Below are 23,344 nucleotides of genomic sequence, written 5' to 3' on the forward strand. Positions count from 1 at the left end.
TAGTCTGAAATCAACAATGTGCCATACATGAAACGTATATAATACTGCAGCGATCATCATCTTCAGATTATAGAAGAATTGCAGTGGTCATTTTGTATCCTTTCCATTTAATCTTGATAATATGTCAGCTCAGAACTCAGAAATAACTTATTTGGTAGCAATTATTGACGCACTGTGATTTGTTAGGAGCACAAAGCCACATTATAAATATTCTGATATTATTTTTGTTACCCGTTCTATCTTATAGTTCTTCGCGTTTTGCTTCAACTTTTTTGCATCGGCCCTTCTTTTATCATCATTGTCAATATAAGTGCGTAATTTCTCGGCTATATCATCACTATCCCTTTTATTTATAAACAAACCTGCACCGTCCAACAGTTCGGGAGCAACCCCCACCTCTGTTGATATGATTGCGGTTTCTGCACCTGCTGCCTCAACTAGAACATTCCCGAAGCTTTCGTGGAGAGATGGTAGGCAGAATATCTCCGCTTTGGCGTAGAGATCGATCAATTCCTGTGTTTCAACGTGACCATGGAATTGTACGTTTTCTTTATTCATATCGTCATATATTTTTCCATCACCAGCGATTTCCAACGTCCAGTTGCTATATTCATCTTTTATTTTATTGAAACCACATATAAGATCCCTAACACCCTTGTCACTTACCAAACGCCCTGCATATAATATGGACTTATTAGACTCCTTTCTCTCTACAAAGTACTCGTCATTATATCCAGATGGTAGTGACTGAACCCTATGATCTAACTTTGGGTATATTGAAACCAACTCGTCGGCGGCGTTTTGAGTCGGTACAAACAGTCCCCGACAAAATTCCGATAGAATTTGTAACTTTACCCGATGCTTTATACGGATACTGGGTGTGAGTGGTGGTATTCCGGGTGTATAATCGATCTTCATAAGAAAATCTATACCTTGTGCCCACGCGAGGGCAACCCAAATTAAATATCTCTTCTCCAGTACGTTTTGGCTTATTATCACATCTGTATCGCATGATAATATGTATGAAGTCGTTCTTATTAGCTTAGATTCGTCACGTATCGAAATACGGTCTATCTCAACATTCGGAATATCGAGATTCTCGTCTTCGTTCTTTTTTGTTTCATAAATCACCAGTGTTACATCATGTCCCATTTCGCTCAGTGATTTAGCATACTGGCTCACTCCCTTCTTGAGGTTCGTTTGTGAGTAGTTCGGGATCAAATGTAATATTGTTATATCTGTCATTATTATTGGTTGAATATTTATATTCCAGATAGCGCTACCACTCCACTCATTGAACATTCCAGGTCGTATATCACATCAATAACTTCACTCAGACAATAACCGGTTCCGGGGATATGTCTGCATAAACCCGGCTTGTCCGTGTGGGGGTGTATCCTCATATTTTTTATTATATTCAAATCATCCATCTATCCTAATTTCCAGATCATGTGCTCATCACAATTTAGGAATTGGTTCAGGGTCTGTATCGGACGGCCTGAAACCGTTTCAATTGATCCATGCTGTTCTAAGTTTCTGAATATAAACTGCCCACTCTCTTCATTTACGATATTGTTATGATATTCTAGAACAATTGCGTTGAATTTCTCTATAACGTCGTGTATATCTTCAAATAATTCTCCTTCGCCTCCTTCAATATCAACTTTCATAAGGTCGACTGTCTCTATCTCTTTATTATCCATAAAGGCAGATAGCTTTATCTTATCGATTTCTATCTTTTCAGTCCCATTTTCCGAGAAGTTATCTATAGATCGAAATGTGCTCGAATCATTGGCCACCATGGCCTCGGAAGAGTTATCATTGCCTACTGCTCGATTGACCAATTCAACTTGCCTCAATGAGTTTGTATCAATGGTCCGCTGTAGGTATTTTCCCGCTTGTGGATAGGGTTCAAATGCTATAACATACCCTCCTGGGCCAACGTAGTTTGCCATTGAAAGGGTGTGACTGCCGTAGTGTGCTCCAAGGTCAATGGCGGTATCTCCTGGCGATAAGTTCTGAGAAATAGCATCTCTAACACTCTTCTCGTGTGCACCGTCTTCCGAAATCCGCTGTGCCACGGTTTCATAAGAAGGAATGTGTAGGGTATACCCCTCATATTGAATGTATTCTGGATCTAAGCGTTTTTTTGCCGATCTGTATCCTTGTTCTATAAGTGGCACTTTAGCCAACCGAGAGTCACTCACGCTTTGACCTAGTTTTGAGAGGGCCTGGTATGCTTTCCGTTTCACATCAGCTTCAGACTCCGTTCGTATAAATAGTCTATGTCGAAAACAGTTTACACCATGATTACAAGGATGCTCGGACCAAGGATTCTGTTTACTGTACGTTGGAAACGTCTATGATTGCTCACCGATGATTACTAGGTTAGGAAATTGACACATAAGTCTTTGCAGTTTCTTTTCCGATACGCCTCCAATCGAATCGTGACGACCGTTCAGTTTCGAGTCCCGTCTCGGCGAGCGCGCGCATCAGTTCAGGTGACGAGACGAGCACGTCGAGCGTATCTGCGAGCGCGGTCGACGAGTTCTCCGACAGCACATAGCCGTCTACACGGTGATCGATGACATCAGTTAAACATGTAAGGGGAGACGTGACGACAGCGGTCTCGAACGCACGGGCGAGGTGTACGGCACCACTAGTGGTCCCCGACCGATACGGCAAGACCACCACATCCGCGTGATGGAAGTAGTCTGGGATCGCTTCGTCGGGAATGTACCCGCTATCGACGTGCGTCCGCGGCAGCGACTCGATTCGCTGAACGTATTCGTCGGCATCATCCGCGATGGCCCCCGCGATCCAGATAGTAAATGACGTGTCGACCTGCGTCAACGCGTCCGCGAAGAGGTCGATTCCTTTGTGATGTTTCGGCCCGAAAAACATGACTACGGGTCCAGTCTCGATTGGAAGTGGCGGGTCAGCATCTGGGTTTAGATGCTCTCTAAAAAAGAGGTAGTTGCCATGCGGCAGCACTGTGGTTGGTGTTTCGACGCCGCTGGACTGCAGATCTCTTCTGACGTCTTCAGAGTGGACAATCAGATGATCACATGCTCGGAGATGGCGATAAGCGGTCCGTCTCTCAACGCGGGACACGTCCCGTAATCGTTCAGCCGTCACTTCGTGCACCGTCCGAACGACATGAGTTCCACTGAGTTTTCCCAAGAGAGCCAATCCGTACGTGTGGTACTGATTCCGGAAAACCGTATTGAAATGGACGACGTCAGGCCGACAGGTGAGCAGGTAGATGAGAAATTGCACATGATAAAAAAGCGTGGCAAGAATATTCAACAGACGTGTGCGTTTGGTTGTCGTGGCCAGGGCTCGTATCGAATCTGCGCCAGGGAACTCCGCTGCTTCGTCCTCATTCAGGTAGAACGCATCGATAGTGAAGTCATCGATGTCGGTGAGGCCGTCAAGCAGGTTTTGCGCGTAGTGGTAGTGCCCCATTTTTAATCCATTAGTGATGTAACAGACCCGCATCGTGCGTAAACCCCTTGCTCACGACGCGTCTAAAACTTGCCTAATAGAAAGCTGTATTGATTACCGATTGTGATCAGGCGTATCCGAGGTCTCGAAGTCGGTTCGCAACGACGTCTGAATCGACAGATCTGTTGTCCGTCTCTCCACTTGGCCGTTCAGAAACGATACGCCTCCGTGATCCTCGTTCGTGAACTAGCCACGGTACGTTGATGAGTTTCGGATGGTCAGTGTGTGCGGGATGACCGAAACGACGGATCGGGATCGGGGAATCTCGTTCTCCGAGTAACTCTCCGTGATCCGCGGTCACGACCGTTTTCCCGTTGAGTTCAGATAGCAATCGCGCCACGTGTGGACGTAACAACTCGACGTTTTCGCGGTAAGCCACTTTGGCTGTCTCTAGTTCCACGTCGACCTCGCCCTTGCGGAAAGCACCCCAGAGGCTTGTGTATTCCGTAGGGAGCTTCCCGATACCTGTCTCCCCGACGTACGGAGTGTGAGGTTGCAAATAATGGACAATCAGACGCTTGTGCGGATACTGTTCGGCGGCACGAAGAGCCGCTTCGGTAACTTCCTCGGGCATGACTGTCCCGTGTTCTTCATGCCAGTTGTCCTGCCAGACCTCGATCTGATCGTGGAAATCGACGTTTATCGGCGCAGCACCGTCTGTCCCGTCCTGGACCCGGTACAGTTGTGGATTCGCGGTAACGTACACCGTGTCGTGGAGTTCTCGGTCGGAGAAGTTCGCACGCAAGAACTGACCTGTCGCCGACGCTTTCGACTCGACTCTCGTCAGTTCTCCCGGAAGATCAGAGAGTAACTCATCGAAGGCATTAAATCGGCATGCGTCGAGGAGAATCAGCGTATCCCAGTCTTCGCGTACGATATCGATGCCGTCATCAGGGTTGGCCGGACGGGACCTGAAGCCCAGTCCCTGGTGGTATATGCGATTTAGTTCCGCTATTGCTAATCGTGGCTGTTCGATCGCGTTCTTTACACTCTGGAGTGTATACATGGGTTTGGTTAGAGAACGATGTCACATACCAGTGTCTGAAATGCTTTCTTCAACCACGTCCAGAAACTCCTCGACCAATCGCTCCCGAGAGTAGTGTTCTGCAACGCGCTCGCGCCCGGCAGTCCCAAATATAGCCCGAAGCTCGTGGTCGCCACTCAATTCGAGGATGTCGTCCGCGAAGGCGTCCGTCGACGACGGGTCTCCGAGCCGCCCGGTTTCGCCTGGCACGACGGTTTCGGTAATCCCGCCGACTGCGCTCCCTACGACCGGTAATCCAGCAGCCATCGCCTCGATGACCGTGACACAGAGCCCTTCGCGAACAGAGGGCTGAAAGTAGACATCAAGACCACCCAGAAAGTGCGGGACACTGTCGACGAACCCTTCGAGCGTGACGTTGTCTATCGACTCGGCACGTATCCGGTTCTCAAGTTCGTCCCGCTGGGGGCCCTTGCCGGCGATCCGAAACTCGATGGACTCGTTCTGCAACGACGCAGCCACGTCAAGGGCGGCATGTATGTTTTTTTGCGGTGCCAGCCGCCCGACAGTCCCGACCGTGACGGTGTCCCGGGGCCCGTGTGAGACCGAATCGTATTCATCAAGATCGATCCCCGCGATCGGTACGCGATGAACCTTCTCGGGGGGGACTCCCGATTCAACAGCACCTGTCACGGCCGCCTTCGAGTCCGCCAGCACAGCCGTGTCAAGAGCGGACAGCAGGCCGAACAGTCGCTGCCGAAGCGAGCTCTCAAGGCGTTCGTTGTGTTGCCAACTCAAGATGACGGGAACCCGGCGGAGTGTCCCGAGCACGCGGCCGACCTGGGTCGCGTGATAGAGCGACGTGACGAGCACATCTGTCTCGGAGAGTTCACGCCAGACAGTCCACAGACGAGTTGCCTCACGTGGGGAGTCCATTCCGAGATCGATTACCGTGACATGATCGGGGAGCAGGTCGACGATGCCCCCGCCGCGAGTCGCAATCCCGATAACCCTGATGTCGAACCGGTCGGGCGACAGACTCGAAAACAGGCGGGCCATACCACGCTCCGCACCGCCGACACCGAGCGTATTGATCAAATACGTGACCCGGATTTGCTCCTCAGAGGTCATCGAATATGTATCTGAGGCCGCCTACGAAAAAACACACCGCTTGAAGACGCGTTTTCGGACCGCTCGTGTCGAACAGTAAACGAAATGGATCCTTCTCACGGGTGGACCGGCACCTATTTTGGACCGCTCACGCTACGACTGCGTATCCCTCCTATCACGATGACAGACAACACTGTTCTCTGTATAGGTCTCGACGCCGGCTGCTTCAAGCAGATCACGCCGTTGGTGGAACAGGGCGATATGCCGAACCTCGAAATGCTACTCGACCGAGGCGTCTCGGGTCCGCTCGTGACAACGACCCCGCCCTGGACGCCGTCGGCTTGGCCGTCCATCACCACAGGGACGAGCCCTTGGACCCACGGCATCTACGATTTCTACGACTACACGGGTGAGCAACCGCAGCTGGTCAACGCCAGAGATATTCATGTACCGTATCTCTGGGACTACCTTGACGAAGGGGGAGCGACGCCGGTCGTGATTAACGTTCCCGTGACCCACCCGGCCTATCGGAGTTCAGGCAGTATCGTCCCGGGATATCTCGCACCGGAGAATAGCGATATCTTGCTCGATGGCGAGGCGGCTCCACAGTCGACACTCGGTGAGGATTACCGGATTTATGCTCGAAAGACCGACACTCGCGAGGAAACGATCGCGGAGAACGAACGGCTGGTCGAGTCACGGGTGACAGCAGCTGAGACCCTCTCCGACCGCCACGACTGGTCGTTCATGATGGTCCAGTTCCAACGGACCGACGCGATATTCCACACGATGGGACATGACAGGGACGCCGTCCGACGTGTGTACCGGGCTGTCGATCGGGCGATCGGCAGATTGCTTGCACTCGCTGACGACGACACGACAGTCATCGTCGTCTCCGACCACGGGATCCACGAGTACGAGCGGACGTTCCGGTGTAATACCTGGCTCCGAGACCGGGGACAGCTACAGACCGCTACTGAATCGGAACGGCATTCGTGGGGCGAAACGACGAAGCCGATAGCTGACGAGGGAGATGGAGACTCCTCAACCGTCGACCGGCTCCTCGGGGCCTCACTGACGGCGTTTCGTCGCTTCGGTCTCACGCCCCAGCGTGCCGAGAAGGCGCTGTCAGTCGTCGGGCTGGCGAAGCCGGTCCGGCGAATGTTTCCCGACGAACTGATACTCGAGGCCGCAGACCACGTCGACTGGTCGGCGTCGGAGGCGTACTGCCGGTCTGTCTCGTCGCTCGGGATCCGCTGTAACGTCGACGGGCGCGACCCGGACGGGGTGATCCCACCCGAAGAGTTCGAAGACGTGCGAAGGGAACTCGTCGACGCGCTCCGGGAGGTCAGCACACCCGACGGCGAGCCGGTGTTCGAAACAGTCTACGACAGACACGGTCGCCACGGAAGCGACGTTCCGAACGAGCGCTCCGCCCCAGATATCTTGTTTCGGCCGAACCGCATGGCATGGAAGGTGACGGACGTCATTCGTGAACCGATTTTCGAGGGGACAGACGAGTTCAGTCACACCTACGAGGGACTGTTCGTCGCGGCAGGGCCGTCGATCGATCCGGCCGATGACGTCGAAATGGACGCGACCGCGGTCGCTCCGCTCGTGCTGCAACTGTTCGGATACCGGCCCGCCCCGGTGATGGACGGAACCATTCCGCCAGAGCTACGTGATGCGAAGGCGCTAACCCGAGCCCCGGAACCCGGAGAGCGATCTTATCTGTCTGGAATGGTCGGCGATAGCGCAGGGACAGTAACAGATCGACTGGAGCAACTAGGATACCTCGATTAGTCTGCTCGGGACGCCCGATATCGAGTGATCACGCCGGCAGGTCATTATAGTACCCCGCAGAGATCAAAACAGTACTTATGTGCGTCGAGGGGAAACCTGAGGATAGTCGAAGTGAAGGCCTCAGGGTTGTCGGACAACAGGAACAGGCAAGTGTTTCGAGAGATGGCCACGAGACAGAGACAAGGGCTTGTCGTCTTCATCGCCGCGTTGTTCGTTCGGGCTGTTGCAGCAGTCATCACGACCTTCACGACGCTCAACCCGGATTCGACAGCGGACGCGCGTGGATTCGTCAGGGTCGCAAGCATTATTGCAGGAAATATCATGCAGGGACAGCTGACGACGCCGGGCGCGGGATACATTTACGACCTCTGGGGGTCCTTCCTCGCCCCGTTCTGGTTGTTACCGGGTCCGAGTGGATTATATGCACGCCTCGGGAACGCGCTACTAGCCGCGTTTGCCATCTATAACGTCTATCTCATCGCCCGGACGTACCACTCCCATCAGGCGGGTGTGCTCGCCGCCTTGCCGATGATCTTCTATCCGAGCTTCGTCGCCGTCCATAGCACGGTGTTGCGCGAGGCGATCGTCCTGTTCGGCATCACGACGGCGACCCGCCTGCTGGTCGTTTCGTCTCGATACTATTCGCGCCGACTCACGTATCCGCTCGCCGGCGTTACGCTGTACATCGCATACATCATGCGAGCGGATAACGTTGTTATATGTGTTGCGGCAATCGCGGCAGCGCTCGCTGCCCACGCGATCGAGCGAACATCGAATCCCAGCCGATCAGTTTCGATCGGGACCGCACTTTCCGTGGCGGGGTTCGTACTCGCGTTGCCACTCGTACGGGACGGAATCAAACGGCTCGCTCGAATCCGGGATATGAGGGCGTTTGGTCGGACCGTGTACTTGCCAGACGTAGTGCCCAGGACTGTTCTCGAATTGCTGGCGTTTAGCTGGATCGGGGCTGCGTATTTCCTGTATGCACCGTTCCCGTGGATGATCGAGACCGTTCCAGATCTTTTGGTCAGTGTCGAGGGACTCGTCAACATCGGGTTCACCATCGCGGCCGTGTGGGGTGTCCACTGGCTGGCACAGCGAGAGTTCCCGATAACTGTCGGTCTCTTGATCGGGTTGATCGTCGCGGTAACGCTATACGGAGTCGGGACGGCCAACTACGGGACCGGCATGCGACACCGCCAGATGTTCCTCTGGGTCATATTCCTCTTTGGTGCGATCGGCCTGTCCGAGCGGATCGTGTTCCGGACACCGGCGATGCAGCACCGTGAGAACACACGACCGTCAGAGTCTGACTGATCAGACCCGACCAAGACGGTTGAACCAGCGATCAGCGTCCGGTGTCTCTCCGGGATTCCGACAGCAACGATTCGTACAGATCAGTCGTTGTGTCGACCATCGCCTTGACGGACAACTGGCTCGCCCGTTCGGAACCGCGCTGGCCGAAGCGCTCACGCAGCCGTGGGTCGGCCAGCAATTCGTTCAGTCGATCAGCAAGTGCAGCAGCGTCACCTGGGGGAATCAGGTAGCCGGATTCGCCGTGCTCAACTTGCTCAGGGATTCCGGCGATGTCCGTCGCGACGACCGGAAGCCCGGCGGCCATTGCTTCGGTAATCACGCGGGGAGTTCCTTCACGGAATGATGGCAACACTAGGACATCGCTGGCCGCGAGCACACGTGGCACGTCCTCACGGTAGCCCGTGAGAGAGACGCGATCAGCGAGACCACGCGTTTCGATTTCGTTTTTGAGCTTGTCGGATAGCGGCCCGTCACCGACGATACAGATCGACGCTTCCTGGCGAATATCGGCTACAGCATCGAGCAGGACATCGAATCCCTTCCCGTCGGCGAGTCGGCCGATCATGGCGACACGCGGGCGCTCCCCTGGGAGGTCCGCTGCCGGGGACGCTTCCCGAAACGGCTCGAGGTCGATCCCACTGGGGATCGTCGTGTACTGATCGCGCGTGCCGATCCCTCGATCGAGGTACTCTTCGGCCATGACGTCCGCGTTCGTAATGATCCGGTCAGTGTGGCGTGCAGCGAGACGCTCACCCGCGAGCACGAACCGGTTCAGCAGGACGTTACGGTCATCGGAAAACGGAACACCATGTACTGTGTGGACGACGACCGGAACGTCGGCGATGGCGGCAGCGAACCGTCCGATGATACCTGCCTCTGTGCTGTTGGTATGGACGATATCGAAGTCATTTCGACGGAGATATCGGGCGACAGAGAGGACGGCAAAGGGTGCAGTCACGGGATTGTAGTGGCGGACGAGCGGAAATGTCTTCGTTGTAATACCCTCACGTTCGAGACACTTAACCTGAGAATCGTGGTAGAATGCTCCGTGGCCGACGGTGACATCGTACTCGTCCAAGCGACGAACGGTCTCGATGAGGTGTGCCTCGGCACCGCCGTTAAGCAGCCGCGTGATGAACTGAAACACGCAAGGGCTGGTGTGTGAGGTCATCGATCGATCGGTGGACGACAATCAGTTTGACCCACGTTACGGACCATGCTACGGTGGTTCTTCTTTCCAATCTGAAGGTATTTAACCTGACCGACGTGTAGTTACATTAGAGCGGTCGTGCTCCGTTTTAGAGGAGATCTAATACCGATCGACAGGATTTTTATTATCGATCATAGCACTCACTTATGAAAATTTTGCGGCGTTATCGACGATTGGCCCCGCTGTTCGTTTTCATCGTTGCTCTTCTGGCACGCACCGCGTACTGGATCTACGGAGGGACAGCCGTCGGAGCCGACACGAACGGCTATCTCCGCGCCTGCGAGGTACTGGCAACAGAGGGGCCTGTAGCGTTCGTATTCGGTCACAAGGGGATACTATACAGTGGATTCACCGTACCCTTATGTAGCGTTCTCTCGATTCCGGGAGCGACATTCGATCTGTGGGTCATAGTCCAGATATTGCTTGCATCACTCGGAAGCGTCCTAATCTATAAAATCGGAACTGAGCTCGTAGACCGTCCGGCAGGAGTATTGTCCGGACTCGCAATGGCAGTCCTCTGGGACACGTTCCAGTGGGACGTGTACGTTCTGAGTGACTCGCTGTTCACTTTCGGGATGGTTCTTGTTCTGGGTGCACTTGCCTGGCACCACCGCGAGGAGACGACGGCGTCACGAGTAGCAGTGTTCGCTACGATGGGCTATCTCCTCGTCTCCCGGCCACATGGTTTCCCGATAGTCATGGGGTGGGTCCTGTACGACCTCTTCCCCAAAGGCGACAAGCGACGACTCGGGCTGTTTTCGACCCGGTGGATTCCGTTGCTCGGTGGAGCGAGCCTCGTCGCAGCCATTCCCTACGCCGTTCAGCGGTACTATCTCTTAGATGTCTGGGAGTCGGGGGAACTCATCATCTACGAGTCTGGTTATGCTTATCCGTACGTCTCTGAAGCAACCGGTGGGATTGTCGGGTTCGTGCTGTCAAACCTGCATCACCTCCTCGTCATGGGTATTCTCAAGACGGGGCTCTTTTTTATCCCTGCCTTGCCCCGGCATTCAGCCGTGCATATCGCTGTCAACCTCGTTACGTATCTGCCGATAACGGCGGTCGGATTCGTCGGGCTCGCACAAGCCTGGAAGAACGATTTCCGGCTATTTCGTATGTGGGCATCCCCTGTCATCGTGCTAGCAGGAGTTACAGCGGTCACGTTCGTTTCGTGGGACCTCCGGTATCGGGCACCCCTTGGGCCCGTATTTGCGCTGGCATTCGGCTACGCAGTGACGACGACTCTTCCGCTAGGCGACACGGACGACTAGATAGTCACGTCACATCGACCGTCAGAGTGCGGCCGCTCGTACCGGGGAGATCAGTAGAGTACCCACGATCAGGTCGGAACTACATCACAACGCACTGGTGTTTCTCTCTCTCTACAAACTCTTGTTCGCGTTCTACGCGTTCTTTTTTCAACCCGAGTATCCACCAATTGGACGCTGAACTCACCGTTTCGTACCGATCACTTCGGCGGCGCGTCAAGCAGTTCGTCAGCACGCTCGACGTGCCAGCCATCAACCTCGTTGGCCCGGTTAAAATCAACGAGGTTTAGATGACTGCGGGCCTGATAGGCCGCGAGCGCGGCTCCCAGTCGCGCTCGCGTGATCTCTTGAAACGTGGTCATAGAAGTCATGCCGAGGACAAGTCACCGGTGTTCCCACCCGTCAACCGTGGCAGCGGTCAGCGATCCGTCGTGACAGCGAAATCCGCTGACGAAACGCCGTGCGACTCCTCTTCGCTGACAGCGAGGAGAGGTCTCTGACCGTCTACACTGGCGGATTTTTAGCGCCTGATACACTCGAGAACAACGGGACCTAGCAGCGAGAAGCGGTCATTCACGATGAGGGCGAATACGTCGGTGGTGATGCGTGTGTCAACACCTGCGAGAGCTACGCGCCGCCGGTGTGACGATGGCTCTCGCTGTACCGAGGCGTCTCAAAAGACAACCTCACACCGTATTTTAGAACATTCAAGCTTCACCACCGAATCTTACGTAAACTTGATCGAGAAATTCTCAAAGAAATCGTCCAAATCTTTATTTGAGTGATATACTGTGCGCGTTCGGATTAGTCCCGGGTCTTGCTCTCCGGTCGACCATGCTGTACTTGCTCCTGTGCAGCCTCGATGTGATCGTCCGTGACCGGCCACTGGCCGTTCTGTTCGGCTAACTCCCCTCCGACACAGAGCAGGTCATTGTGAGTTGGTGTTCCATTTCTCGCCTCGCTTTTGTTTCCGTTTAATAGTCAGAGAGACGACTTCGATATCGGCCACAAATCGCTGATTGCGCAGGCAATCACATGGTCGGAAAATACCGACGATAGGCAGGCAGACTACCCTTGTGCTCGCTCCAGAATCGCATCACGAGCCTTTTTTGCACATTCCCGGCCACTGCGGTCAAAGTGCAGCGTGTTTGGGTTGACCGGATCGCTCAGCAGGCCGCCGCTTTCGACCGGGATGTCGACCTGCTCGATCTGGATGTAACCTATGGTGATGCCACCGTCATAGTCGACGCCAGTAATCTCCTCGACTGGAATCTCTCGGTCGTCGAAATTCGAGCGATCGACGCGCGTAATCGCGACATAATCGTCGTAGACCGCGAGGGTGCCGTCCTGGAACTCACAGACGACGTCTGCATCCGGATGCTCGTCCGAGGGTTCGGTACCTGTGTCGGTGTCGCTGTCACGGCCCCACGGGAGGTCAATCATGACACTCATGTACTATTAGCCGTCGCAAAAGCGTTTGGCACAGCACAATTGAAAATACGAGAGCACCGGGGGCCACGACAACAGTCATTCGTATGACTCATCGAGAAACGCTCGCGTCAGCGCCGCGACTTCGGAGCGAAACGCCTGCATATCGACTGGGTTCGAGCCGTGGTAGAGCCGTTTGTGCTCTTCCCGGACAATGTCCTCAATCGTTCGCTCGTAGAGCGTCTCCACGGTGACTGCCTGCTCGTCGTCTTCGAGTTTGGCAGTGATCTTTCGAAACCGCTGCTGGGTCGCGTACCGGCGGGCCAGTATTGAAGCCTCGCCGTCGACCGGGACCTCCCCCGCAACCTCCTGGAAATCGGAATGAAGCAGTTTTGCCCAGCCGCCGCGCTTGTTCCGGACCACGACGCCCTCGGCTGGCCCGTCGTACCACGCTGACTGCGGTATCTCGTAGCTGGCCGGATCGAACTCCTGAGCCCGTCGTTCGAGTTCGACGGCGTTGATGGGCTGAAGACCGAGGCGGTCGAAAATCCCCTCGACAACGTCCGGCGAGAGGAACCGGCCGTCCGCCGTTGACCAGACCTCGAAGCCGAGAAACGACGGCGTGCGCTCCCAGTCGTAGTCGATTGTATGGTGGTGCATCGCTTCGCCGAAGAAAACGTACGCCTCGATGTCGTCGACGGCCCGCCGGAGCGCGTCTCGGTCGAGGTTGTCGCGGATGTGTCGGACAGCATGGCGGTACGGCTCTGGAATCAGATCGGGGTCGTCGTAGACGCGGCTCCGGTCGCCAAAGCGAAGGAGGCCTGACTGCTGCAACTGAAAGCGCATGTTCGCCCCGTCGACCTTCTCCAGAATCCACAGGTGGCCCTCTTCAAAGATATCCTCAGGAGCATCATCGGCGCGTGGAATCGACGGGAACTGTTTCATTGCTATGTTGTTTCTGTATCAACCGCTGCCTACTGACTATTGATAACGTCAATCCGCGTTTCAATAGTCTCTATGACTCGTGAGATTCTAGTCTCGTGCCACAGTCTGGACACTCACCGTCGGTGATGGTAAGCACTGCATCACAGGCCGGGCAGTAGTCGCGATAACACGCTGGGTCGCCCATATTACAGATATATTCCGGAGGTGTGAGAGCGTTTCCCCGATTGTGCTCACCCTCCGATGAAAGACTTACGCAGGGGTGAAGCATAACCGACCCGTACTGTGGCTATCAGTATAGCCTCTCGATTTTCAGACACTATCCGTATAGTGGTAATGGCCTTGTGCGCAATTCGTCTAGAATCCGTATGAGCAACACCGGCGACCAGGGGTCGACGGCCGAGGCGGACCAGCCAGTCGATGGCGCCGGGTACGGTCCGGCCAGCCCATCGGAGACAGATGGGACGGCACGCGAGAAAAGCCTCGGCGTCGACCTGTGTCTGAGTCATCCGGAGCTGATTCTGACGGATGCGATCCAGAGCAGTCCGGACGTGACCGTCCGTCCGGAGCAAATGGTCGACGATGGGGCGTCGAGCTTCCTAGTCATAGCGGTTGCGGGAGAGACGCTCGATCAGTTCGAGACAGAACTGGAGAGAGATAGCACGGTGTGTGACCCGGTCGTATTAGACTGGACGGAGACGAGCCGCGTCTACCGGATCGAGGTGGCAGACAGCGCAGTTCGAGTCACGCCGTCGCTCGTCCGCGCTGGCGGTCGGGTGTTCGACATGGAAGGCACGGGAGGGCAGTGGCTGGTACACGCACAGTTTCGGTCGCGGTCGGCGCTGTCGCAGTTCCGCTCCGAGTGCTCGGAACGGGACATTACGTTTAGACTCGACCGGCTGTACTGGACGACCGGCGAAGCAAATGCCGGCGCGTGCGGGCTGACCGCAGACCAGCAAGTCGCGCTTGAGACGGCCCACAAGGAGGGGTATTTTGACGTGCCTCGCGGGATCTCGCAGGCTGAACTGGCGGACCAGCTCGATATCTCCCCATCGGCGATGTCACAGCGGATTCGGCGCGGGATGGACCAGGTCATCGGGTCGGAGCTCGGACTGTCCGAGGAGTGAGTGGTGGACCTGCGGGCGTGTCATTGTATTTTCAAGTGTGCCACGAAGTGACAATGTATTTATGGGCCAAAAAGGATATTGCTCCGCTGTGACACCCGTACTGTATGAGACACCGAATCGTGAGCGGGATCTGCGCTTTGCTGCTTTTGTTGACAGTCGCGTCTGTCTCCGTAGGTGTCGCTGCCGCAACGGACGGCGGGCAGTACGCTGAGTACACGGCGACAGTCAACGAAACTGAGCCAGTGATCGAGTCGGCCGAACCCACCCAGGCAGTCGGGAACGGGCCGAACGGGACCGCCTACGTCTGGGAACAAATAGACGGCGAGCGTGCCAGTACCTATCGACTGTCCGTGGCCGTTAGTTCGCCGCAAGAAGATCTCTCGGTCTGTGCGCTCGCGAACGGTTCGACGACGTGTACACCAGTCAGCCCGAACGGGACTGCAACCCTCACGACCCCCGGAGCTGCGGGACTCGATGATCTCTCTGTCTCTCTCTACAACACGAGCTCAGACGCCACGCTGGATACGCGTTCGGTGTCTCTGCAGCCGATTCAGCGCGCTGGTGATGTTGACGGCGACGGGCTCAACAACAGCAACGAGGTGTCTCAGGGGATAAACCTCACTGAAGCCGACACTGACGGCGACGGCCTGTCGGACGGTGCGGAGGTCCACCAGCAGGGGACGGACCCGACGGCCGTGGACACTGACGCAGACGGTGTCGCCGACAGGACCGAGATTCAACAGGGCACCGACCCGCGACAGGTCGACACGGACGGCGACGGGCTCTCGGACGAACGTGAACTGGCTCTCGGGACGAACCCGACTGTCGCTGATACCGACGGCGACGGGCTGTCTGACCAGCGAGAGGCGTCCGGGGAGACCGACCCGACCGACGCGGATACGGACAACGATGGGGTCGTCGACGGTCGAGAGCTGGAGATCGGCACGAACCCCGTTCAGGCGGATACTGACGAGGACGGAGTCGCAGACGGGCGGGAGCTGTCCCTCGGCACGGACCCGACGGTCGCAGACACTGACGGAGATGGGGTAGCAGATGGGGCAGAGCTCGAGGCAGGGACCGAACCTACAGAGAGCGATACGGACGGTGACGGCCTCGGTGACGGCACGGAACTGGCGGCTGGCACGTCTCCAACCACCGCTGATACGGACGCCGACGGTCTCAGCGACGGGCGAGAGGTTTCGGACCTCGGAACGGACCCGCTCGCGGCCGATTCGGACGGTGACTTCTTGACCGACCGGCAGGAAATCGCCTGGGGAACGAACCCGAACAGTGCGCTGACGCCCGCGTGGGTCACGAGTTCGCTTCTCGGGTTCCTCGTCGGGATCGGACTGACAGTTGTGGGGATCAGGCGTGGCTGGATCACGGGGCTCTCCGCGGCGGCCAGACTGTTCATCTATCGCCGCCTCGAACTGGATCGGGAGATCATCGAGGTCAACCGTGAAATCGAAGCCACGGACGGGACGAAGTCCGATAGCGCGAGTATCGGCGCGGACACCGCGGCTGAAGCCTTCGGGCAAGCCGACCGGGAGTTCATGCCCGACGAGCGGCTCGTGAAGCTGATGCTGCAAACCGAGAGCGGCCGCATGCACCAGACCGACATCGTCGAGGCGACGGACTGGTCGAAAGCGAAGGTCAGCCGCCTCCTCTCGAAGATGGTCGACGACGACGAAGTCGTGAAGATCCGTCTCGGCCGTGAAAACCTCATCTGTCTGGAGCGGGCGAAACCCGCAGCCGCGAACTCGCCCCACGCGGACGACATCAAGCCGCCGACACCCGGCGGATAAGCCGGCTCACGGCCCAGATAGCGGGGTCGGTAGTGACATCACTGTTCACTCCCGGCGTTTCTGGGGTGCGTTTCCGTCGAGTGCAACTGTTCGTCACCGTCACAGCAGTCGCGGCTGAAGCCACAGCTATAGTCGGCAGACACAGAGAAACGATATTTTCCGCCTTCTGAGCGTTCTACCTCCAACAAACGGCAGAAGCAGCCCGATATACAACGCCTGCCGCAGCTGCGGATATGTATTTCTGCAGACATTATTCGGCGTCGTAGTGATGAAACAATTCGGTATGCTGTGTGAAACAGTGATGGAACAAGTTTCCTGCCCCGGAATCCCGATAAATCGGTGTAAAAGCCCTTCAGAACACCGTTTTATCGTGCACTGTCCTGAAGTAAGTCGGCCATTATCGACCCGTTAAATCGGTGAAACAGTCGCAATCGGCGGAACAGTCGACCCGGTATATGTCGGATGCTGGAAAAGGGAGAAGCGAACATGTCGATAGCTGAAACGACTTCCGAACCCACGACAACGGAGACCGAGGAGTCCGCGACAGAGGAGTCGTCGTCTGCGGAGTCCACGTCGGATGACGAACTCACCCGCGACGACCTCTTCCACGTCCTCCAGTGTCGTCGCCGCCGCCTGGTCCTCAAGTACCTCCACGAGCACCCCGGCGATGAGCCGGCCGATATGAGCGATATCGCCGAACACATCGCGGCACTGGAACACGACACGACGGTCGACTCGCTCCGCTCGAAACAGCGCCAGCGCGTCTACATCGCGCTGTATCAGTCCCACCTCCCGAAAATGGACGATGCGGGCGTCATCAACTACAATCAGGACCGCGGACTCGTCGAAGCGACCGCACTCGCGGACTCCTTCGACGGGTATCTCGACGAGGAACCATCGCTCCTGTCGACGCCTGCTTCGGAGTCGAGGCCGTCGACCGAGGCTGTCACTGACTCCGACCAACCAGGGGCTCACACGTCTGTCGATGAACGGTGGTCCAGACGGTATCTCGGGACCGCGTGCGCCACGTTGGTAGCAGTTGGTGGCCTCGCACTCAGCGGGGCCGCAGTGCCAGGCGTCGCAGTCGCGCTCGTCGTGAGCGTGGTGTTTGTAGCGCTGGCGCTGAGCCATCGGCTCGCATTGACCCCGCAATCGCTCGCTGACCGTCTACGGACCGCTCTCACCCAAGAGTCGTAAGCTCGCACTGGACAGATGCGTGCACACAGCGGTACATCCGGAGGGCGATAACGCATGCTACCGACAGTCGGACTCGACGCAACTCTCGACGACGGGGAGACGACTGTGTCCCCAGACAAGGACGGCCTCAACGACGCGACGGTCTTCGATATCCTCGGGAATGAGCGCCGCCGCGCATGCCTGCACTGTCTCGCCGAACACGAGACGGAGTTGTCTGTCAGTGCGCTGGGCCGGCAGGTGGCGCGTGTGGTCGCTGATGTAGAGACCGATAGTGACGAACTCTACGACAGCGTGTACATTTCACTCTGCCAGACACACCTGCCCAAGCTCGACGCTGTCGGGCTGGTCAAGTACGACCAAGACCGAAAGCGGGTCGGGCAGGGACCCAGATTCGACGCTATCAGAGACCAGTTCGAAGCGTCCCGCACAATCGAGGAACAGTCGAGCGATAGGATTCGAGCCGGTACCGTCGCAAGTATCCTGACGGTGGCGATAGGTGCGGTCGCAGTTGTGAGTCCACCGGCGGTCAGGACGGCACTGCTTTTCGGACTCGTTGCGGTTCACCTTCTCGTACTCGTGCTTGCGTCCACATCCACCTCTACAATTAGCTACTAAGCCTGCCCGTGTAGCGGGAAGCGACAGTTACATCCAACAGCGACGGGTTAGTAGTCACCTGCTACCACAGCGAGCGTTCCGCCAAGCGCCCGTTGCGTGCTGGAGAGGGCCGCAGACGAGAGATCGGAGTAGCTGTTGGGGCACAGTCGCCGAGGTGGGGTCGACGAATAGACCGGCACGAGCGGCCGACAGAAGTGCGCGTCTACCGGACAGATAGCGGGCGTAAAGAACCACATAATCAAACGGTGGGGAGACAGACGAAGTGTGTATGACCGACTATGCCAGTATGCGAAAGGCAATCGAAGAGACGAAAGAATCGTTCGATGCGGTTGAACGGTTCCAACGTCGGTCAGCCCTCTGTCCCTGGTTAGACGTGCCGCTCCGAGACGAGACCTGAGAGGCTCGACGGCTACATCTCGACTTGGCCCGTTAGTACGTATCCACGACCGGGTTCAGGCGCTTGTCTGCCGCGACGTGGCGGGCCCGCCGTTCGCTGCCCGGATGAAAATACACTTGACCCATCGGTGGAAAGCAGATGCACATGTACCAGGCGGAGGCGCAGCCGTGTATATCGTAATCGTCGGCGCGGGCGAGGTCGGTTCGAACATCGCCGAGAGCCTCGCAGAAAGCCACGAAGTCGCCGTCGTGGATATCGACCCTGACCGTGTTGAAGCGCTGATGTACGAGGCCGACGTACTCGGTGTCGAGGGGGATGGCGCGGAACTCGACACGCTCTCGGAGGCCGGTATCGAGAAAGCCGACGTACTCATCGCCAGTACCGACGACGACGAGACGAACATCGTCACCTGCGGAACGGCGGTAACGGCCGCCGACCCGTTCACGATTTCCCGCGTCAAGAGCGCGAAGTTCCTCCGGACCTGGGAGAAATCCAGGGGGGCCTTCGGTGTGGACCACATGGTCGCGACGAACCTGCTCACCGCGGAGAACATCGCCCGTGTCATCGGGCTTCCCGGCGCTCGTGACGTGGAAACGTTCGTCGACGGGCAGGTCCAGATGGGGGAGTTCGAAGTGCGTGAATCCAGTCCCATCACGAACCTGACCGTCGCAGAGGCCGACCGCTACGAGTCCCTGACCTTCGCCGCCGTATTGCGCGACGACGAGGTCATCATCCCGCGCGGGGAGACGGTCATCAAGGCAGGCGACGATATCGTCGTCATCGGCAGCCGCGAGAGTGTCCGCCTGTTCGCGACCGAAATCGCGCCGGAGTCGAATGCGACCCAAAACGTCCTCATCATTGGCGGGAGCGATGTCGGCTACCACACCGCTCGACTGCTCCAGGATCGCGGAATCAAACCGCGGCTCGTCGAGCAGGACCACGACAGGGCACGCGAACTCGCGGAGGACCTGCAGGGAACCACCGTGCTGGAGAGCGACGCGACCGACAGAGAGTTCCTCGAACGGGAACACGTCGCCGACGCCGACGCCGTGGTTGCGACGCTCGACAGCGACGAAAAGAACCTCCTGGTGACGCTGCTGGCCAAGCGACTCGGGGCAGAGCGAACCGTCGCTGTCGTTAACTCAGGCGAGTACGTCGACCTGTTCGAGGCCGTCGGCGTAGATGTGGCCGTCAATCCCCGCGAGACGACCGCCGAGGAGATTACGCGGTTCACCCGGGAGTACGACGCGACGAAAGTGGCCATCATCGAATCCGACCGCGCCGAGGTGCTGGAAATCGAGGTATCCACCGACAGCATTCTCGCGGGCCGGCCGATCCAGGAATCGGTGCAGGAACTGCCGACCGGCGTGGTCATCGGGGCCATCAGCCGCGGCGGCGAACTGGTCATCCCTCGTGGTGACACGGTCATCGAACCCGGCGATCACGTCGTGGTGTTCGTCGAGGCCGACTGCCTGGAAGCGGTCAACAATAAACTGTAGCAAGACAGCACAGTTGCGCCCAAGGGACTAAGGCTGGCTCCCGCCTCAGCTAGTTATGGCTTCTGTTGCGGACCGTATCGTGCTCTCGTTTGCCCCCAGCGTCGCCGATGGGGACCCGTGGTCCGGCGTCGATACCGAGTGGATAGTCGACGAACTGCGCGGGGACACCTATCAACAGTACCTCCGACGCGCGCACGGCGGACCGGTGGCCGTCGGCGAGGAGTGGGCCGAGTTCGTAAGCTGTGGCTGCGCAACGCCACAGGACGTGGTGTTGCGCGTCGAGCGCGTCGCGGGCGGAACGGCCCTCGGGGACGCGACAACTCTGGAAATCCGTCCCCGTGACGACGCCGAGGCAGTGTCACAGTAGCGTTTCTCGCCGTCGAGTTCGCTATTCCCTGAATAGCACTCGTTTCCCCACCGTCACGCCGGTCAGTATCGGGAGATATTGGGAGAAGGGAAAGGCTGATGCATGCCACCAGCACATTCCGGACTATGCCACGCGATTCCTATCAGGAGGGGCTGAACTCGCTTCGCGAGGACGTCCTCTATATGTCAGAGATCGTCCTCGAGCGGCTCCGGCTTGGCCTGGACGCGCTCGAACAGAAAGACGAGGAGATGGCCCGGGAGGTCATCGAGGGCGACCACGAGATCAATCAGTTGTATCTCGACCTCGAGCAGGACTGTATCGACCTGCTGGCGCTGCAACAACCGGTCGCGTCCGACCTCCGCTTTATCGCCGCGTCGTTCAAAATCATCACCGACCTCGAACGTATCGGTGACCTCGCCACGAACCTCGGCGAGTACTCGCTCACTGCTGAACGCGATGTGTACCCCGAGGTCGACATTCAGGACGTCGCCGATGTGACGATTGAGATGGTCGAAAACGCCATGGAAGCCTACGGCGACGAGAACGCCGACCAGTGCTACGCTATCGCCGACATCGACGACGAGGTGGACGAACGCTGTGAGGCCGCCTCCGAGACGGTCGTGCGTGACCTCATCGAGCGCGAGATCGACGCCGAATCCAGCGAGGCCGAGATCGAGCAACTGATGGCCGACGTGTCCCGCCTCCTGCTGACCATTCGGGACATCGAGCGGGTCGGCGACCACGCCGTTAACATCGCCGCGCGGACGCTGTACATGGTCGAGAACGACGACGACCTCATTTACTAGTACCTTTTTACTGCAGGGGGTTTCCTCGCGCCTGCGGCGCTGCGGGAACCCCCTTTGCAAAAATCTACGCTAAAAACGACCTCCGAGTCGCGGCCACGGCCGCGCTCGGAGCGAAACCGCGCTCGCTCCGCTCGCGCGGTATGCATGAATCACAACAGCCACAAAACCGCGACAACCACACGCCTCCCCAGCCGACTGCGTTGCTCGGCTCGCTCCGCTCGCCTGCGCGACTCGTCCCTCGCACTTGCGACGCGGCCGTCGCCGCGACGGCGCGCGCCTGACAGCAGTGCCCCTCGATGAAAAGCCTACTGCGGTTTTTCGGGCGTATCGTCGCCTACAAGTCCCGAGTCGGTGATGCGGAACTGGGCCGTGTCGCCGGCCGGTTTGGCGCGGTGTTTCTCCAGCGTGGCGCGGCGGTTGCCGCCGCGGAACCGGTCCAGGCGGACGATTGCGCCCGACCAGTGATTGAGGGTGTGGCCGCCGAGCGCCGTCGAGCGGTCGCTGTCCGGGTCGGTGAACACCTGGTTCGTGTACAGGACGGCAATGTCGTGTTTGCGGGCCAGCGAGAGCAGGTGAGTGATCTGGCGGGCCACGTCCCGCAGCGTCTCGCCGCCGTCCTCGTCGTCCCGGCGGAGCCGATAGAACCCGGTCGCGCTGTCCAGCACGATGAGTTCGACCTCGGCGGCGAACTCGGCGGCGTCCTGGACGGCCTCGGCCTGCTCGTCGTAGTCCAGCGCCTCCGTGATGATGAGTCGGCCGGCGAGGTCGTCCACGGTCTGGGCCGTCCCGCGTGCGCGGCCCTTGGCGACCTGCTCCATGCGGTCGGCCGAGAGGCCCTCGGTGTCGATGTACAGCGCGGCGTCGCCCGCGGCGGCGACTTCCATCACCGCCGACAGCGCGAGGTTGGTCTTGCCGGCCGCCGGCGGGCCGTACACCTGCGTGACCGCGCCGCGTTCCAGCCCACCACCCAGGAGGTCGTCGATGGCGTCACACCCAGTCGGGACGTACTCGCTCACGGACAGGGGTTGGTCAGGTTCGGATAAAAACGCTCGCACCTACGCCGCCGAGAGATAGCGGGCCAGAGCGGCCGCAACCGCATCGGGGTCGTCCAAGTCCTCAAGCGCGAACCGGCTGTCGAACCACCATGACCGGTGGACGACCAGCGCGTCCGCAGTGCGGGTGTAGCCCGTGTACTGCGTCCACGGGAGCAGGCGTCTAGCGACGGGGAGTCGCTGTTCCAGCCCCTCGGCGGTGACGGCGTACTCTCTGGGCTCGCTCTGCATGAAGATAGCTATCCCCACCGGAATCAGAATCTGTGCGACCGTCAGCGGCCAGAGCTCCGGTGCGACGTACACCGAGGCGACCCCGGCGACACCGACCGCCCACAGCGGCACCACCAGTGCCAAGAGTCGGTTCCGTGCCGCCTTGGGCCAGCCAGCGGTGAACACACAGTGGCGCTCGCTGTCCGCCAGGAGGGCGTCAGTGTATCGCGTGCGGGCCATCACACCTAACGCGCTCCCGAGGGCCATCGCGCCAATCCCCGAGAACATGGCGAGTACGCCGACAACACCGGCCCGGTCGAGCGAGAGCAGGCCCGCGAAGGCATACCCCAGACCGAGGAGTCCGGGGACCCAGCGCGCCCGCGTCGCTCCGAGACGATGGGAGAGGCTCCCGAACCGCTCAGTCGCCCACCAGCCGAGGCCAGTCCCGACAGTGGCCGTCGCTATCACCGTTCCGTACAGCACGGCCGCGTCCCCGGAGACGAGACGGGCGACGCCGAAGACAGTCGGAGCTATCGCCAGCAACGCGACGTAGAGACCGACGACGAGAGCGAAGAGCGGGTCGCCTGACGGCTCCGCAGCGGTCTCGACGGTGGAGGGCGGCATATCGCCACAATCCGCACGCTCGTACAAAGCCCTCCGGGGCCGGAGGCCACAACGGTAAGTAGACGCCCGACCAAGCGC

22 protein-coding genes and 1 pseudogene are annotated in these 23,344 nt (G+C 58.2%); 13 read left to right on the forward strand and 10 right to left on the reverse strand.

All coding sequences use genetic code 11. The features are described 5' to 3' along the window. Positions 1-201 precede the first annotated feature (201 nt). The 5 genes from ACOZ4H_RS06970 to ACOZ4H_RS06990 form a co-directional block, all read right to left on the reverse strand. Positions 202-1,245, reverse strand: coding sequence for a glycosyltransferase family 4 protein (locus tag ACOZ4H_RS06970; RefSeq protein ID WP_424328591.1), 1,044 nt, complete (start codon positions 1,243-1,245; stop codon positions 202-204). Between the two features lie 185 nt (positions 1,246-1,430). Next, a complete protein-coding gene (locus tag ACOZ4H_RS06975) occupies positions 1,431-2,252 on the reverse strand; it encodes an FkbM family methyltransferase (protein WP_424328592.1) in 822 nt (273 codons plus the stop codon). Between the two features lie 136 nt (positions 2,253-2,388). After that, the gene (locus ACOZ4H_RS06980) at positions 2,389-3,501 is read right to left on the reverse strand and encodes a glycosyltransferase family 4 protein (RefSeq protein WP_424328593.1); all 1,113 of its coding nucleotides are present in this window, start codon (positions 3,499-3,501) and stop codon (positions 2,389-2,391) included. Between the two features lie 73 nt (positions 3,502-3,574). Next, complete coding sequence (locus tag ACOZ4H_RS06985; protein WP_424328594.1) at positions 3,575-4,513, reverse strand: hypothetical protein; 939 nt, start codon at positions 4,511-4,513, stop codon at positions 3,575-3,577. 21 nt (positions 4,514-4,534) lie between these two features. Beyond that, the gene (locus tag ACOZ4H_RS06990) at positions 4,535-5,620 is read right to left on the reverse strand and encodes a glycosyltransferase (RefSeq protein ID WP_424328595.1); all 1,086 of its coding nucleotides are present in this window, start codon (positions 5,618-5,620) and stop codon (positions 4,535-4,537) included. A gap of 159 nt (positions 5,621-5,779) precedes the next feature. Here ACOZ4H_RS06990 and ACOZ4H_RS06995 point away from each other — a divergent pair, with 159 nt between their 5' ends. Both ACOZ4H_RS06995 and ACOZ4H_RS07000 read left to right on the forward strand, forming a co-directional pair. Then, positions 5,780-7,402 (forward strand): alkaline phosphatase family protein, encoded by a 1,623-nt coding sequence (locus ACOZ4H_RS06995; protein WP_424328596.1) that lies wholly within the window; start codon positions 5,780-5,782, stop codon positions 7,400-7,402. A gap of 24 nt (positions 7,403-7,426) precedes the next feature. Further along, positions 7,427-8,719 carry a glycosyltransferase family 39 protein gene (locus ACOZ4H_RS07000; RefSeq protein WP_424328597.1) on the forward strand — a complete coding sequence of 431 codons (1,293 nt, stop codon included), beginning with the start codon at positions 7,427-7,429 and terminating at the stop codon, positions 8,717-8,719. Between the two features lie 31 nt (positions 8,720-8,750). Here the strand turns inward: ACOZ4H_RS07000 and ACOZ4H_RS07005 are convergent, their stop codons facing one another. Continuing rightward, on the reverse strand, positions 8,751-9,890 hold the full coding sequence (locus ACOZ4H_RS07005) for a glycosyltransferase family 4 protein (protein ID WP_424328598.1): 1,140 nt from the start codon (positions 9,888-9,890) through the stop codon (positions 8,751-8,753). Positions 9,891-10,102: 212 nt separating this feature from the next. Between ACOZ4H_RS07005 and ACOZ4H_RS07010 the strand changes: the two genes are divergently transcribed. Both ACOZ4H_RS07010 and ACOZ4H_RS07015 read left to right on the forward strand, forming a co-directional pair. Then, positions 10,103-11,200: a hypothetical protein gene (locus tag ACOZ4H_RS07010; RefSeq protein WP_424328599.1), complete on the forward strand. Its 1,098-nt coding sequence runs from the start codon at positions 10,103-10,105 to the stop codon at positions 11,198-11,200. 103 nt (positions 11,201-11,303) lie between these two features. Then, positions 11,304-11,978: pseudogene (locus ACOZ4H_RS07015) on the forward strand (IS1595 family transposase); the annotation flags it as partial. A 287-nt stretch (positions 11,979-12,265) separates the two neighbouring features. Here ACOZ4H_RS07015 and ACOZ4H_RS07020 read toward each other — a convergent pair. Continuing rightward, positions 12,266-12,640, reverse strand: coding sequence for a hypothetical protein (locus ACOZ4H_RS07020; protein ID WP_424328600.1), 375 nt, complete (start codon positions 12,638-12,640; stop codon positions 12,266-12,268). An 84-nt stretch (positions 12,641-12,724) separates the two neighbouring features. After that, a complete protein-coding gene (locus tag ACOZ4H_RS07025) occupies positions 12,725-13,570 on the reverse strand; it encodes an RNA ligase family protein (protein WP_424328601.1) in 846 nt (281 codons plus the stop codon). Between the two features lie 365 nt (positions 13,571-13,935). Here ACOZ4H_RS07025 and ACOZ4H_RS07030 point away from each other — a divergent pair, with 365 nt between their 5' ends. From ACOZ4H_RS07030 to ACOZ4H_RS07070, 9 genes are all read left to right on the forward strand, one after another. After that, positions 13,936-14,694, forward strand: coding sequence for a helix-turn-helix domain-containing protein (locus ACOZ4H_RS07030; protein WP_424328602.1), 759 nt, complete (start codon positions 13,936-13,938; stop codon positions 14,692-14,694). Positions 14,695-14,798: 104 nt separating this feature from the next. Then, positions 14,799-16,499 carry a DUF7343 domain-containing protein gene (locus tag ACOZ4H_RS07035; protein ID WP_424328603.1) on the forward strand — a complete coding sequence of 567 codons (1,701 nt, stop codon included), beginning with the start codon at positions 14,799-14,801 and terminating at the stop codon, positions 16,497-16,499. A gap of 486 nt (positions 16,500-16,985) precedes the next feature. Then, positions 16,986-17,696 carry a DUF7344 domain-containing protein gene (locus tag ACOZ4H_RS07040; RefSeq protein WP_424328604.1) on the forward strand — a complete coding sequence of 237 codons (711 nt, stop codon included), beginning with the start codon at positions 16,986-16,988 and terminating at the stop codon, positions 17,694-17,696. Between the two features lie 54 nt (positions 17,697-17,750). Continuing rightward, entirely contained in the window at positions 17,751-18,311 is a 561-nt protein-coding gene (locus ACOZ4H_RS07045) for a DUF7344 domain-containing protein (protein WP_424328605.1), read from the forward strand. A gap of 268 nt (positions 18,312-18,579) precedes the next feature. After that, complete coding sequence (locus ACOZ4H_RS07050; protein ID WP_424328606.1) at positions 18,580-18,708, forward strand: hypothetical protein; 129 nt, start codon at positions 18,580-18,582, stop codon at positions 18,706-18,708. A 167-nt stretch (positions 18,709-18,875) separates the two neighbouring features. Further along, complete coding sequence (gene trkA / locus ACOZ4H_RS07055; RefSeq protein WP_424328607.1) at positions 18,876-20,207, forward strand: Trk system potassium transporter TrkA; 1,332 nt, start codon at positions 18,876-18,878, stop codon at positions 20,205-20,207. 55 nt (positions 20,208-20,262) lie between these two features. After that, positions 20,263-20,574 (forward strand): hypothetical protein, encoded by a 312-nt coding sequence (locus tag ACOZ4H_RS07060; RefSeq protein ID WP_424328608.1) that lies wholly within the window; start codon positions 20,263-20,265, stop codon positions 20,572-20,574. 125 nt (positions 20,575-20,699) lie between these two features. Then, on the forward strand, positions 20,700-21,380 hold the full coding sequence (gene phoU, locus ACOZ4H_RS07065; RefSeq protein WP_424328609.1) for a phosphate signaling complex protein PhoU: 681 nt from the start codon (positions 20,700-20,702) through the stop codon (positions 21,378-21,380). Positions 21,381-21,520: 140 nt separating this feature from the next. After that, on the forward strand, positions 21,521-21,661 hold the full coding sequence (locus ACOZ4H_RS07070; RefSeq protein ID WP_424328610.1) for a hypothetical protein: 141 nt from the start codon (positions 21,521-21,523) through the stop codon (positions 21,659-21,661). A gap of 24 nt (positions 21,662-21,685) precedes the next feature. On the opposite strand, the gene radB is transcribed toward ACOZ4H_RS07070, so the two are convergent. Both radB and ACOZ4H_RS07080 read right to left on the reverse strand, forming a co-directional pair. After that, positions 21,686-22,396: a DNA repair and recombination protein RadB gene (radB, locus tag ACOZ4H_RS07075; RefSeq protein ID WP_424328611.1), complete on the reverse strand. Its 711-nt coding sequence runs from the start codon at positions 22,394-22,396 to the stop codon at positions 21,686-21,688. A 39-nt stretch (positions 22,397-22,435) separates the two neighbouring features. Continuing rightward, positions 22,436-23,266, reverse strand: coding sequence for a hypothetical protein (locus ACOZ4H_RS07080; protein ID WP_424328612.1), 831 nt, complete (start codon positions 23,264-23,266; stop codon positions 22,436-22,438). Between the last annotated feature and the right edge of the window lie 78 nt (positions 23,267-23,344).

It is taken from the genome of Haloarcula amylolytica, assembly GCF_049705545.1.
GTDB classification, from domain to species: Archaea; Halobacteriota; Halobacteria; order Halobacteriales; family Haloarculaceae; genus Haloarcula; species Haloarcula amylolytica_B.